General features: G+C 66.0%; 9 protein-coding genes. 4 read left to right on the forward strand and 5 right to left on the reverse strand.

Annotation, left to right across the window (positions count from 1 at the left end; genetic code table 11):
* The first annotated feature begins 478 nt into the window (after positions 1 to 478).
* The 3 genes from ACFQI8_RS06470 to ACFQI8_RS06480 all read left to right on the forward strand — a co-directional run bounded on the left by ACFQI8_RS06470 (position 479) and on the right by ACFQI8_RS06480 (position 5871).
* On the forward strand, positions 479 to 1705 hold the full coding sequence (locus ACFQI8_RS06470; protein WP_390243516.1) for an orc1/cdc6 family replication initiation protein: 1227 nt from the start codon (positions 479 to 481) through the stop codon (positions 1703 to 1705).
* A gap of 138 nt (positions 1706 to 1843) precedes the next feature.
* The gene (locus ACFQI8_RS06475) at positions 1844 to 3298 is read left to right on the forward strand and encodes an ATPase domain-containing protein (protein WP_390243518.1); all 1455 of its coding nucleotides are present in this window, start codon (positions 1844 to 1846) and stop codon (positions 3296 to 3298) included.
* Positions 3295 to 5871, forward strand: coding sequence for a PAS domain S-box protein (locus ACFQI8_RS06480; RefSeq protein ID WP_390243519.1), 2577 nt, complete (start codon positions 3295 to 3297; stop codon positions 5869 to 5871). Before ACFQI8_RS06475 ends, ACFQI8_RS06480 begins: the two co-directional genes overlap by 4 nt.
* Before the next feature lie 23 nt (positions 5872 to 5894).
* Here the strand turns inward: ACFQI8_RS06480 and ACFQI8_RS06485 are convergent, their stop codons facing one another.
* The 5 genes from ACFQI8_RS06485 to ACFQI8_RS06505 all read right to left on the reverse strand — a co-directional run bounded on the left by ACFQI8_RS06485 (position 5895) and on the right by ACFQI8_RS06505 (position 12852).
* Entirely contained in the window at positions 5895 to 6296 is a 402-nt protein-coding gene (locus tag ACFQI8_RS06485; RefSeq protein WP_390243520.1) for a DUF7268 family protein, read from the reverse strand.
* Between the two features lie 6 nt (positions 6297 to 6302).
* The gene (locus tag ACFQI8_RS06490; protein ID WP_390243521.1) at positions 6303 to 7238 is read right to left on the reverse strand and encodes an ABC transporter permease; all 936 of its coding nucleotides are present in this window, start codon (positions 7236 to 7238) and stop codon (positions 6303 to 6305) included.
* Positions 7235 to 8254, reverse strand: coding sequence for an ABC transporter permease (locus ACFQI8_RS06495; protein ID WP_390243523.1), 1020 nt, complete (start codon positions 8252 to 8254; stop codon positions 7235 to 7237). The genes ACFQI8_RS06490 and ACFQI8_RS06495 overlap by 4 nt, the downstream gene beginning before the upstream one ends.
* A gap of 25 nt (positions 8255 to 8279) precedes the next feature.
* The gene (locus ACFQI8_RS06500; RefSeq protein WP_390243525.1) at positions 8280 to 10001 is read right to left on the reverse strand and encodes an ABC transporter substrate-binding protein; all 1722 of its coding nucleotides are present in this window, start codon (positions 9999 to 10001) and stop codon (positions 8280 to 8282) included.
* Between the two features lie 148 nt (positions 10002 to 10149).
* Positions 10150 to 12852, reverse strand: a complete 2703-nt coding sequence (locus ACFQI8_RS06505) for an ABC transporter ATP-binding protein (protein ID WP_390243526.1) — start codon at positions 12850 to 12852, stop codon at positions 10150 to 10152.
* Positions 12853 to 13021: 169 nt separating this feature from the next.
* Here ACFQI8_RS06505 and ACFQI8_RS06510 point away from each other — a divergent pair, with 169 nt between their 5' ends.
* Complete coding sequence (locus ACFQI8_RS06510) at positions 13022 to 13531, forward strand: DUF7529 family protein (RefSeq protein WP_390243528.1); 510 nt, start codon at positions 13022 to 13024, stop codon at positions 13529 to 13531.
* Positions 13532 to 13534: the final 3 nt, after the last annotated feature.

Here is a 13534-nt window from a genome sequence, read left to right on the forward strand (position 1 = left end):
CACCGTTGCACGTGAAGAGCGGTGACGCCACAAAGGGGGTGGCACGGGCGGCTACTCGGAGAGAGCACCGATGCAAGTGAACCTCGGTCGCGACTCGAACGCCCGTCACCCACCACCGTTGCAGGTGATTTGGGGCGTTTCAGGCCGGTTAAGCGTCGTTCACAGCAGACACGTCACACAGAGACTCGCATTGTGAGCACCAATACATATCAAAGCTTTAGTTGAAAGCGTGCTCTGTTGTTCTACTAGTCACTCTCGCGTACCCCTCTTCACTTGTAATAGTAGTGTGTGTCTGTTCAAACGAGTTCACACAGACCACAGTATGAGTAAGCAAACAACAAGGAAAGGAGGGCGGCAGGAGATACCGACAGAGTGGTCAATCACGCTCCGACCTCACGACGACACCGCCGCCCCAATTCACATGAATCAGATGAAATCGGGGTTTTAAATAAGGAGACGCCACAACGGACCGACGCTAATGCGCCGGTTCGAGCGAAAACAAAACGTCTTCACCAATAAGGACGCCCTCGGGGAGTCCTACAAGCCCGAGCGCATCGAGGAGCGCGACGACGAGATTTCGGAGTACATGGACGCGCTCCAACCCGTCGTCGACGGCTGGGAGCCGAACAACGTCTTCCTGTACGGCAACACCGGCGTGGGGAAGACCGCGGTCACCGAGTTCCTCCTCGAGATGCTCCTCGAAGACGTCTCGCAGTACGACGACGTCGACCTCAGCGTCATCTCCATCAACTGCAAGACGCTCAACTCCTCGTATCAGGTGGCGGTCGAACTCGTCAACGAGCTTCGACCGCCGGGCGCGGAGATCAGCTCGACCGGCTACCCCCAACAGACCGTCTTCAAAAAGCTGTTTCAGGAGTTGGACGACGTGGGCGGGACGGTCCTCATCGTCCTCGACGAAGTCGACTCCATCGGCGACCGCGACGAACTCCTCTACGAACTCCCGCGGGCGCGTTCGAACGGGAAGCTCGAAGACGCCAAGGTCGGCCTCATCGGCATCTCGAACGACTTCAAGTTCCACGACCAGCTCGACCCGCGCGTGCAGGACACCCTCTGCGAGCGCGAACTCCACTTCCCGCCGTACCAAGCGCCCGAACTCCAGAACATCCTCGAATCGCGCGCGACGGTCGCCATCGCCGAGGACGCCTGCGAGGAGGGCGTGCTCAACCTCTGTGCGGCGCTCGCCGCCCGCGACAGCGGGAGCGCGCGACAGGCGCTGGACCTCCTGCGGCTGGCGGGCGAACACGCCGAGAACAAAGACGACGAGCGAATCACGCTCGACCACGTCGACATCGCCCGGCAGAAACTCGAACAGGAGCGCGTCGTCGAGGGGATGCGCGAACTCACCGAGAACGGCCACTTCGCGCTCCTCGCGGTCGTCTCGAAGGCCGCCCACGACGAGACGCCGTGTCGGATGCGCGACCTCTATCAGGAGTATCTCCGGCTGTGTAACTCCGCCGGCATCGACCCACTCGCCCAGCGGTCGGTCCACAACCACCTCTCGGACCTCCGGATGCTCGGTATCCTCTCGGCCGAGGAGAACCGCACCGGCTCGCGCGGAAACTACTACAGCTACGCGCTCGACGTGCCCTTCTCCAGCGCGATGGAGGCGCTGTCCGACGTGCTCGCTCTCGACTCGGTCCTCGACGAGATTCGAAAGACCGCGACGCAGGCGGAGGCCGCCTGAGTCTCATCGGGCGTCACCACCCCACCGACCGAACGCCACCGCTCTCGTTCCGACACCCCCGACTGAGATGTGCTGTTCCGAAGCGTGACAGACCGAGACGGTGGTAGTTTCTTAGTGCGCCGGACAGATATATACAGCATGACGACTCTCCCTCCACGACTCTCTACGGGAATATCCGGGCTCGACGCGGTATTAGACGGCGGACTGGTGCCGAACCGGACGTACATGGTCCGCGGGGAATCGGGGGCGGGAAAGACCATCGTCGGCTACCACTTCATGGCCGCCGGACGCGAAAACGACGAGGACGTGCTGTTCATCTCTTTCGAGGAGTCGAGCGCCGACCTCCGGGCGAACGCCGAGACGCTCGGGTTCGACCTCTCCGAGGTGCCGATTCTCGACTTGGGGCCGTCGCCCGAGGCGTTCCTCGACGACGAGGCCTACACGATGCTGTCGCCGGGCGAGGTCGAGGGGAAGTCGACGGCGAACGAACTCCGGGAGGCAATCGAGGAACACGACCCCGACAGGGTCGTCATCGATCCGCTGAGCCAACTCGGTCGGCTCTCGTCGGACAGATACCAGTTCCGCCGGCTCGTCTCGTCGCTTCTGAGCTACCTCAAGCGGTCGGGTACGACGACGCTGTTTACGAGCCAGCCGTCGAGTGGTGACACCGACGAGACGCTCGCGTACCTCTGTGACGGCTCGATGTCGCTGTCTCGGTCCGATTGGGGCCGGTCGGTCCGCATCGAGAAGTTCCGCGGGTCGGACTCTCAGACGGGGCCGCACGCCATGCGAATCGACGGCGGTCGCGGGATGCGCGTCTTCCCGCGGCTCGTCCCCGACTCGCACCACCGCGAGTTCACTATCGAGCCGCTCTCGTCGGGTATCGACGACCTCGACGCCCTGCTCGGCGGCGGCATCGAGCGGGGGAGCATCACGCTCGTCAGCGGCCCGAGCGGCGTCGGCAAGTCCACCACTGGGGCCGCGTTCGCGCGGGCGAGCGCCGACCGTGGCGAGCGCGCCGCCATCTACCTGTTCGAAGAGAGCAAACAGAGCTTCCGACACCGCACTGAGTCCATCGGCATCCCGATAGACGACCGCGTCGATTCGGGGGACCTCCGGGTCGACGCCGTCGAACCGCTCTCGCTTTCGACCGACGAGTTCGCCCAGCGGGTGCGCGCCGAGGTCGAGGCCAACGACACCAAATTCGTGCTGATAGACGGCACCGCCGGCTACCAACTCAGCCTCACCGACGAGCGAAGCGACATCCGCCGCGAACTCCACGCACTGGCGCGGTACCTCAAGAACATGGGCGTCACCGTCCTGTTGACCGAGGAGGTACAGCAGGTCACCGGCGCGTTCCACGTCTCGGACAACCACGTGAGCTACCTCGCGGACAACATCCTGTTCATTCGCTACATCGAGGTTCGCGGCGAGATTCGTAAGGCCGTCGGCGTCCTCAAAAAGCGGTTCGGGGGCTTCGAACCGACGCTCCGGTCGTTCGAAATCGGGACGGACGGCATCACCGTTGGCGAACCGCTCGACGAGCTTCGAGGCATCCTCACGGGGACGCCGACGTGGAACGAGGCTGAGTGACTGTGAGCGAAGACGCGTCTCGGAACGGAGCACGTTCCGCGCGTGGCGCGTCCGGAGACGAACGGATACTCCTCGCGGTTCGCGGCGCTCGCGACCGCGAGCTACTGGCGGACCTCCTCGACGCGTACGAGGTCGTCGTCTGGGAGCGCGGCCGTGAGGACGGACCCCCACTCCCGGAGTTCGACCTCTGTATCGTCGACATGGCGACCTACCCCGCCGTCGCCGACGCCCTCGAAGCGCGCAAATCGGACGCGGGCGACCGCTTCGTGCCAGTCGTGTTGACGGTCGAACAAGACGAACAGCGCGTCGCCGCGCGACGCCTCGAGGACGTCCCCGACGACGTGCTCGCGGTTCCCGCGCCGAGCGCGGTCATCCGGTCGCGGGTCGAGTCGCTCCTCCAGACCCGACGCCAGTCGCTCCAGCTCGCGCTGTACCGCCGCGCGATGGACAGCGCGACCGTCGGTATCACTATCACCGAGGCCGACGACGACCACCCGCTCACGTACGTCAACGACGCATTCGAGGAGATGACCGGCTACGACCGCTCGGAGGTCGTCGGCCGGAACTGCCGGTTCCTGCAGGGAGCCGAAACCGACTCCGAGCCGGTCGAGACGCTTCACGAGGCGGTCGAGTCGGGTGAAAAGGCCGCTGTCAGCCTCACTAACTACCGGAAGGACGGGACGCCCTTCTGGAACGAACTGAAGATATCGCCGGTCTACGAGGACGACGAACTCACTCACTTCGTCGGGTTCCAGACCGACGCGACCGTCCGTCACGCGCTCAGGAACCAACTCGTCCACGAGACGCAGACGCTCAAACAGCTCTTCGAGACGAGTCCGGTCGGCATCGCGGTCCTCAACGAGAACGAGGTTATCATACGCGCCAACGAGGCGGCCCAGAGGATTCTCGGTCTGCGGCGGTCGGTCGTACTCGGACAGCCGTACGACGCGCCCGAGTGGGACCTCGTCGACGGGGACGGAGAGCCGCTCAACCCCGATGACCTCCCCTTCGACCGAGTGCGAGAGACCGGCGAGATGGTCAGAGGCTACGAACACGGCATCGACGTCGCCGACGAGCGCCGATGGCTCGTCGTCAACGCCGCCCCCCTGACCGGAAGCGACGGGGAGCGAATCGGCGTGATTGCCGCCATCGAGGACGTGACAGCACAGAAGCAACAGGACCGCGAGCGCGAGCGATTGCTCGACCTGTTCGACCAGAGCCAGCGAATCGCCTCGGTCGGCGCGTGGGAGGTCGACACCCGGACTGATTCGGTGCTGTTCACGAGCGGCCTCGCAGAACTCGTCGGCGTCGACGACCAGACCACGTTCACCCTCTCGGAGGCGTTTGCTTTCTATCACCCCGAAGACGAACCCGTGGTCCGAGCGGCGTTCGAGCGCCTCGTCGAGACCGGCGAAGAGCAGTCCGTCGAGTGTCGACTGGAGACGACGAGTGGCGAGACGCGCTGGGTACACGTCCGCGGCGTCACGACGCCGGAAACCGACGGCCCCGTCTTCCGGGGAACCGTCCAAGACATCACCGAGCGGAAGGCTCGCTCGAAGGAACTGGAGCGCTACGAGCGCATCGTCGAGACGACCGCCGACTCGATTTACACGCTGGACGACAACCTCCGGTTCGTCCTCGCGAACAGCGCGACCGCCGACCTACTGGGCCGCGACCCCGACGACCTCGTCGGCAAACACGTTTCGGCGGTGTTCGGCGAGCGACACTCCCAAGCGCTCTTGGAGACCATCGCGTCGCTTTTCGCCGGAGAGAGCGTCGAAGAGAGTATCGAGACGGTCGTCGTCGACCAAACCGGTGCCGAACGGCAGTTCCAGACGACCATCGCGTCGAAATCGTCGGGCGGCGAGTTCGATGGCATCGTCTGTGTCGGCCGCGACGTGACCGATATCCAAGAGCGCGAACGGCGGCTCTCCGTCCTCGACCGCGTCATCAGACACAATCTCCGGAACAAGATGAACATCGCGCAGGCGCATGCGACGATGGTGCTGGAGCGGACCGACGACGACGACGTGCGCGAGTCGGCGGCGGCCATCGAGCGGGCGACGAGCGAACTCCTCTCGCTCGCCGAGACGGCTCGGAGGTTCAGTTCCGCGCTGGACCCCAACGTGGCGGAGCGAGTGCAACTGCAGAACATCGCCGACTGCGTTCGCAACGTCGTCGAGGGCGCGCGCCTCAGCTATCCCGAGGCGACCATCACCGTCGACGCGCCGGAAGTCGCGAACGCACGAGCCCACACGACGTTCGAACTCGTGGTGAACGAACTCGTCGACAACGCCGTCGTGTACGGCGGCGACGAGATCCAAATCGAACTCTCAGTCACCGACGACGACGGTCCGGAGCAGGTGGTCGTCCGCGTCGCCGACAACGGCCCGGGGATGCCGTCGCTCGAACGCGAACCGCTTAACTCCGGTCGGGAGTCGCCGCTTCGGCACACGAACGGGCTCGGGCTCTGGTTCGTCCGCTGGGCCGTGACGAACAGCAACGGCTCGATGGAAATCGTGGACAACGAGCCGCACGGGACGATTATCGAGCTTCGACTGCCGAAGGCCTGACTCCGAGTTTCCGTTCGGCCGACTCAGGAGGCGGCGGCGACGAACACGGAGACGGCAGAGCCGACCGCCGTCGCCCCGAGCATCACGCCGAGTCCGAACCCGAGAATCCGGGCCATCGCCCGCCGAGCGTCCGCTTCCGTCCAGTCCGTGTCGGTGTCGAGGTGCGTCTGCATCGACTCGATACCGCGGCCGACCGCGACCGCCCCGGACCACCCGAGGAGGCCGAACCCGAACGCGAGCGAGCCGAGCGCGAACGTCGTCTCGACGCTCCCCGCGAAGTCACCGACGACCGGCTGAGCGGCCAGCCAGACGGCGGCGACGAGCGCGCCCACGAGGGCCGCGGTGCCGACGAGGCGGAACCGAACCGCCGCCCGTTCGAGTGCGGGACGCGCGTCCGCGTCCCCCGGTTCCGGTGGCGCTGACACGGTCGGTCAGTCGACCGCTTCGCGCATCCGCGGGTCGAGCGCGTCGCGCATGCCGTCGCCGAGGAGGTTGAACCCCAGCACCGTGAGCGCGAGGAAGAATCCGGGGAAGAACGACCACCACCAGACGCCGGTGAGCAGGCCCTGACTCACGCCGTTCGAGAGCATGAGGCCCCACGAGGGCGTGCCGGCCGCGGCACCGAAGCCGAGGAACGACAGCGCCGCGAGGTCGATGATGGCCAGCCCGAAGTTGAGCGTGCTCTGGACCGTGATGGGCGCGAGGCAGTTCGGCAGGACGTGCCGAACTAGCACCCGCGGGTCGGCCGCGCCGAGCGCGACCGTCGCGTCGATGTACTCGTTTTCGAGTACGGTCAGCGCGGCCCCGCGGACGACGCGGGCGAACCGCGGCGTGTAGACGAGCGTCAGCGCGGCGACCGCCCGCCACAGCCCGAGGTCGTCGGGGAAGATGGCGACGAGCGCCAGCGCCAAGAGGAGCGACGGGAACGCGAGCAGCACGTCCATCGTCCGCATGATGACGTTGTCGGTCACGTCGCCGTAGTAGGCCGCGATGATGCCGAGACCGACGCCGAGGACGGTCGAGGCGGCGACCGTGACGGTGCCGAACAGCATCGCGTACCACGCGCCGTACGCCACCCGCGGCAGGAGGCTCCGGGCCTGTCCGTCGGTCCCGAAGAGGAAGTCGAGACTCGGCGCGGCGCGGTTCGGGTTCGTCCCGAGTTGCGACTGCGTGATGACGTCGAGGTCCAAAAACAGCCGCGCGTACAGCGCGATGACCACCATCGCGACGATGATGGCGATGCCCGCGAGCGCGAGGCGGTTCGACAGCAGGCGGGAGACGAACGGCGACGCCGTGACGCGGTCGACGAGCCCGCGCTGGTCGACGTCGGTCGACGTCTCGTTCGTGGTCGTGGTTTCCGTGCTCATTGTTCGATCCTCGGGTCAAGGACGGAGTAGGTGATGTCGACGCCGAGGTTGACCAGCGTGAACAGGAACGCGAACGTCAGGACCGTCCCCTGCACGATGGGGTAGTCGCCGACCTTGATGGCCTCGACCAGGAGCGTCCCGATGCCGCCGATGGCGAACACCGTCTCCGTGAGTACTGCGCCGCCGAGCAGGCCACCGAACTGGATGCCGATGACCGTGATGACGGGAATCATCGCGTTGCGGAAGCCGTGTTTCAGGACCGTTATCTTCGCGCCTTGGCCCTTCGCGCGGGCGGTCCGCATGTAGTCCTGCCGGATGACCTCCAGCATCGACGAGCGCATCATCCGGGAGATGAGCGCCATCGAGTAGACGCCGATGACCGACGCCGGGAGAATCATGTGGCGGACCGCGGAGACGAACATGTCCCAGTTGCCCGCGATGAGGGTGTCGACCGTGACGAGTCCCGTCACCCGGATGGCCTCGACGTTGTAGAGGACCGAGATACGGCCGCTCGTCGGGAGCCACCCGAGCATCTGCGCGAACAGCAGGATGAGAAGCGGACCGCTCCAGAAGATGGGCACGCTGATGCCGGCGAGCGCGCCGATGCGGGTCAGGTGGTCCGTGATGGTGTCCTGTTTGACGGCGCTCAGAATGCCGAGCGGGATGCCCAGCGAGATACCGATGAGCTGGCCGTAGATGGCGAGTTCGAGCGTGACCGGCAGTTTGTTCGTGAGCACCTCGCGGACCGCGGTGTTCCGCTGGATGATGAAGGACTCGCCGAACTGGAACTGCGCGGCGTCGACGAGGAACCTCCCGTACTGCACCCAGATTGGGTCGTTCAGGCCGAGGCTCTCTTCGACCTGCCGGACGAACTCCTCGCTGGCGCGCTCGCCCGCGATGGTGAGCGCCGGGTCGCCCGGCGAGAGATGCAGGATGGAGAAGACGAGCGACGCCACTCCCACCAGCACGGGGACGAGCAACAGCAGCCGCTTGAGTACGAATCGTGTGGAAATCATGAAAGTCGAAGGCGCGGTCAGTTCCTCAGTTCAGGCTGACGAGGTTGAGGTACGGACCGCTGATAGCGGCGACCTGGAACCCGCTGACGCGGTTGGAGACGCCGCGAAGCTCGTCCGCGTAGTCGAGGTAGACCCACGGGGCCTCGTCGTGTGCAATCTGGTTCGCCTCGTTGTACAGCGACTCGCGCTCGGCCTCGTCGTAGGTGCTCTGACCCTGTTCGACGAGGTCCATGTAGTCGCGGTTCGCCCACGCCGAGCGGTTACTGGTGTTGTAGCCTTCGGCGTCGAAGCTGACCCAGTCCTGTCCCTCCGTGAGTTCGCCCTCCTCTACCTGCGGGTGCAGGAGGACGTACATGAAGTTGTCCGGGTCGGCGTTGTCGGTGTACCAGCCGAGGAAACACGCGTCGTGGCGGCCCTGAGCGGTGTATTCGAGGAACGGCCCGAACGACTGCTGGTTGATGTCGACCTCGATACCGATTTCGCCGAGGTTGGACGCGACGGTTTCGGCGGTCTGAATCGGCGACGGGTTGTAACCGCGGGGGTTCTGGAACGTCGCCAGTTCGAACGAGAAGCCGTCGCCGTAGCCGGCCTCTTCGAGGAGGCGCTGGGCCTCTTCGGGGTCGTACGGGTACGGGTCGATGTCGTCGTTGTGACCGAGGACGTTCGGCGGGAGCGGCTGGCTCGCCTGCGTCGCGAAGCCCGAGTAAATCTCGTTGACGATGGCTTCGGTGTTGATGGCGTGGCTGACGGCCTGCCGGACGCGGCGGTCGCGGAACTCCTCGCGGCTCGCCATGTTGAACGCCATGTAGCCGATGTTGATACCCTCGGTGCGGACGAGGTTCGCGTTGCTGGCGTTCTCGACCTGGACGGACGACTGCGCGCCGAGCCCGTCGATGATGTCGAGTTCGCCCGACGCGAGCGACTGGGCGCGCGTCGAGTTCTGGCCGATGGTGACGAAGACGGCCTCGTCCACGTTCGGCCCGTCGCCCCAGTAGTCGGGGTTGGCTTCGAGGCGGATGATCTCGTTCGCGTCGTCGAGATTGCTCAGCTGGAACGGGCCCGTTCCCACGGCGTTCGAACTGAGGTCCGTGCCGTACTCCTCGATTGCGGCGCGGGAGTGGACCGCCGCCGCGAACATCGCCAGGTTACGCAGGAACGGCGCGTACGACTGGGTCAGTTGAATCGTCATCGAGTAGTCGCCGTCGACCTGAATCTCGTCGATCCACGAGCCGAGGGTGAACGGCCCGTACGCCGAGACGTAGTCGTCGCCGGCGTAGTACTCGTAGTCGCTGTCGACGAAGCGGCGATACGTCGCCACGAAGTCCTCCGCCGTGAACTCCTCACCGTTGTGGAACATCACGCCCTCGCGGAGCGTGATGGAGGCCGACTGGCCCTCAAGGGAGTACTCGGTGGCGAGCCCCTGCGTCAGCGTGGACTGCCCCGGCTCGAAGTTGATGAGCGTGTCGTAGATCTGTTCGGTCACCTTGGCGACCTCGCCGCTCGTGCTGTTCTGGAAGTCGAGCGTCGGCGAGTGGCTGCCGCGACCGTAGCGAAGGACCGAGTTCGAACCGTCGTCTTCGGTCTGTTCGGTCTGGTCCGTCTCTCCCTCGCCGGTCGTCTCGCCGGATTCGGTGGTGGTGTCCTCGCCGCCGCCGCCGGAACAACCCGCGAGTGCGGCCGTCGCTGCAGCGGTCCCCGCGGCCGTCAGGAACCGACGCCGCGAGACGTTATTGCCATCTTGTGACATACCTGTACCTATCGATGTACCCCTATAAAAATAACGAAGGTAAATCCACGGGAACGAGCGACACAACCGACCTGTTCCGGTAAAAATACGAGACAATCAAAAAACGTCGGACACGTGACGAACGGCCGTTTCGGCCCCCAATCGCCGCCTATTCGTCGACGAGGTGACACGCCGCGGGGTGCGTCTGTTCGCCCAACTCGGGTGCGTCGCGCTCGCAGACGCTCTCGAATCGCTCGCGGAGAATCTCGCCCGCCTCTTCCCAGTCGTCGGCGACGACGCGTTCGAGCGCGCGGTCGACGACGCCCCGGAGTTCGGCCGACAGCGAGTGCGACAGGTGGGACTCGCGGAGCTCGTCCACGACGGCGTCGGCGTCGGCGGTGCCGCCGTCGGCGCTCACCGTCGCCTCGGCGCTCGGGTCGCCCGCATCGAGCGCCGCGTCGCGGGCGCTCTCGACGTCCAGCGCCTCGCGTTCGACGCGCTGGCGGAGGTCCATCACCTCGCGGTAGGCCGCCTGCTCGATGTCGAGGTCCGCCGGCGGGATGACCTGCGGACACCGCGTCCGGAAGTGACAGCCCGACGGGGGATTGATGGGGCTCGGCACGTCGCCTTCGAGGATGATGCGGTCGCCGGTCTCGGCGGCCGGGTCGGGCTCCGGAATCGCCGACAGCAACGCCTGCGTGTAGGGGTGTCTCGGGTCGTCGAACAGCTCGTCGGTCGCCGCCACCTCGACGATTTCGCCGAGGTACATCACGGCGACGCGGTCGGAGATGTGTCGGACCACGGAGAGGTCGTGCGCGATGAACAGATACGTCAGGCCGAAGCGCTCTTGGAGGTCTTCGAGCAGGTTGAGAATCTGCGCCTGCACGGACACGTCGAGCGCCGACACCGGCTCGTCGGCGACGATGAAGTCCGGGTCGACAGCGAGCGCGCGGGCGATGCCGACGCGCTGGCGCTGGCCGCCGGAGAGTTCGTGCGGGTAGCGGTCGTACTGGCCGACTTCGAGGCCGACCGCGTCGAGCAGTTGGTGGACCCGGCGACGGCGGCGCTCGCTCGTGGAATCGCCCGGCGTGACGCGAACGGTGACGCCCGAGACGACGTCTCCCTCGCGCTCGACTTCGACCTCGGCGCGGAGGCGCTCTTCGACGGCCACATCGACCTCGCTGTCAGCGACGGTCACGGTCACGGTGGCGGTGGCGACGCCGTTCGAGGAGCCGACGATGGCGTCGATTTCGTCGCTCGCGGTGACCGAGACGCGGTCGGCGTCGATACCGGTCACGGTGACGTCGGCCTCGCCGCGCACGTCCGGGTCGGACTCGGGGAGGTCGTGGACGTCGAGCGGCTCGCGGATGGTCTGGCCGACGGTCATCCGGGGGTCGAGCGACGACATCGGGTCTTGGAAAATCATCTGCATGTCGCGGCGCATCGCCCGGAGTTCGTCGCTGTCGAGCCCCGAGAGGTCCGTCCCCGAGAAGACGACGCGCCCGCCGGTCGGCGGCGTCAGATGCAGGAGGCTCCGCCCGGCGGTGGACTTCCCACAGCCCGACTCGCCGACCAGCCCGAGCGTCTCGCCCTCGTAGACGGTGAAGTCGATGCCGTCGACCGCCTTCACGCTCCGGTCGTCGGCCCCGAGGAACCGGTCGAGGATGCCGTCGGCCTGCTCGTAGTACTTCTGCATCCCGTCGACTTCGAGAAGCGGCGTGTCGGTCGGCTCGGTACCCGTCGATGACTCGATGGCGTCGCCGCCGTACTCGTTGGTGTCGAAGTCGTCGAGGACGCACTTCGAGCGGTGGTTCACGTCATCGCCGCCGTGTTGCTTGTACGGTATCTCACCCGAGGTGCACTCCGGCTGAGCCCACGGGCATCGGGGCGCGAAGTGACAGCCCTCGGGCATGTCGATGAGGTCCGGCACGTTGCCCTCGATGGGCGTCAGGCGCTCTTTTTCCTCGCTCGGGAGCGATTCGAGGAGCGTGTACGTGTAGGGGTGCGAGGGGTTGTGGAAAATCTCTTCGACCGGCCCCTCCTCGACGATTTCGCCGGCGTACATGACCGCGACCCGGTCGCAGGTCTCGGCGACGACGCCGAGGTCGTGGGTAATCATGAGCACCGACATGCCGAGGTCCTCCTGCAGGTCGTCGATGAGGTCGAGAATCTGGGCCTGAATGGTCACGTCGAGCGCCGTCGTGGGTTCGTCGGCGACGAGCACGCGCGGCTGGCAGGCGAGCGCGATGGCGATGAGGACGCGCTGGCGCATCCCGCCGGAGAACTCGTGGGGGAACTCGTCGACCCGCGCGCCGGGTTCGGGGATGCCGACCGATTCGAGCACCTCGATGGTCCGCTCGACGATTTCGTCGTCGATGTCGCGGCTGATTCGGGGGAGCAGTTCGCGGACCGCGTTGAACCACGAGTCCTTGCGGCGGCCGCCGTACTGGTGGAGCCGAAGGCTCTCTGCGACCTGCTCGCCCACCGTCAGCGAGGGGTTCAGCGAGGTCATCGGGTCCTGAAAAATCATCCCGAGTTCGCGCCCGCGGACGGCCCGAAGCGCCTCCTCGGGCGCGTCGACGAGGTTGACCACGTCACCGTCGACGAAGGCAGGGTTGTTGTACTCCGCGCGGAACTCGTCTGCGAGCCGGGCGCTTTCGAGTTCGACCGACCCCGAGACGATTTCGCCGGGGTCGTCGACGAGCCCCATCGCCGACAGCGCCGTCACGCTCTTTCCGGACCCCGACTCACCGACCAGTCCGACCGTCTCGCCCTCACCGACCGTGAGGTCGAGACCGTCGACGGCCTTGACCCGACCGCGGCCGGTCGAGAACTGGGTTCGGAGGTCCGAAAGAGAGAGTAGATTCCTCATTGAATGGGAATGACCTGCATGGGGTGAAATAGCTTTTCAATTTTTGCCAGTTGATGGGCGGCTGTTGACAAGTCTCAGGGGACCCGCCATCGCCCGCGTGACGCGCGAACGCGAGCGACAGCGGCGAGAGAAGCCAAAGTTTAGGTAGCGGACTCCGACACCATGCCGCATGGAAGAACATCCGCTCTCGGACGAGTCGGGCACGTGGGAGACGGTGGTCGCAGAGTGCGAGTCGCTCGCCGACGACTATCGGGAGCGAGACTGGACCGTCGTCGTCGCCCTCCCGGGGGACGTGGTTCCGGTTCCCGGCACGGGCGACGAAGTGGTCGAACACGTCGGTCTCGATGTGGTCGTCGGCGACGACGTCTACCCCGACCTCGAAGCCGCGGTCGAGGGCGCGACGTTCGACGAGTACGAGGCGTTCCGCGCGGTCTCCGGCGGTCTCGTCTACCTCGCGCTCGTCGTCCGCGCCACCGACGACGAAGTCGCCGTCTGCCTCCCCCTGTACTACCGGCTCGCGGAGTCCGAACGCATGTTCTCGCTCCTCGACGCGGGCGAGACGATGCGGACGAAAGTCCACCCGCTCGACCCCGACAAGGGCGTCGAGTTCGTCCACGAGGACCCCGACCCGCTCCTCCCGCCGGACTGGGACGCCGACCTGTCGAGCGAGTCGGCGTAGTCG

The organism is Haloferax chudinovii, from assembly GCF_042663345.1.
Classification (GTDB): Archaea; Halobacteriota; Halobacteria; order Halobacteriales; family Haloferacaceae; genus Haloferax; species Haloferax chudinovii.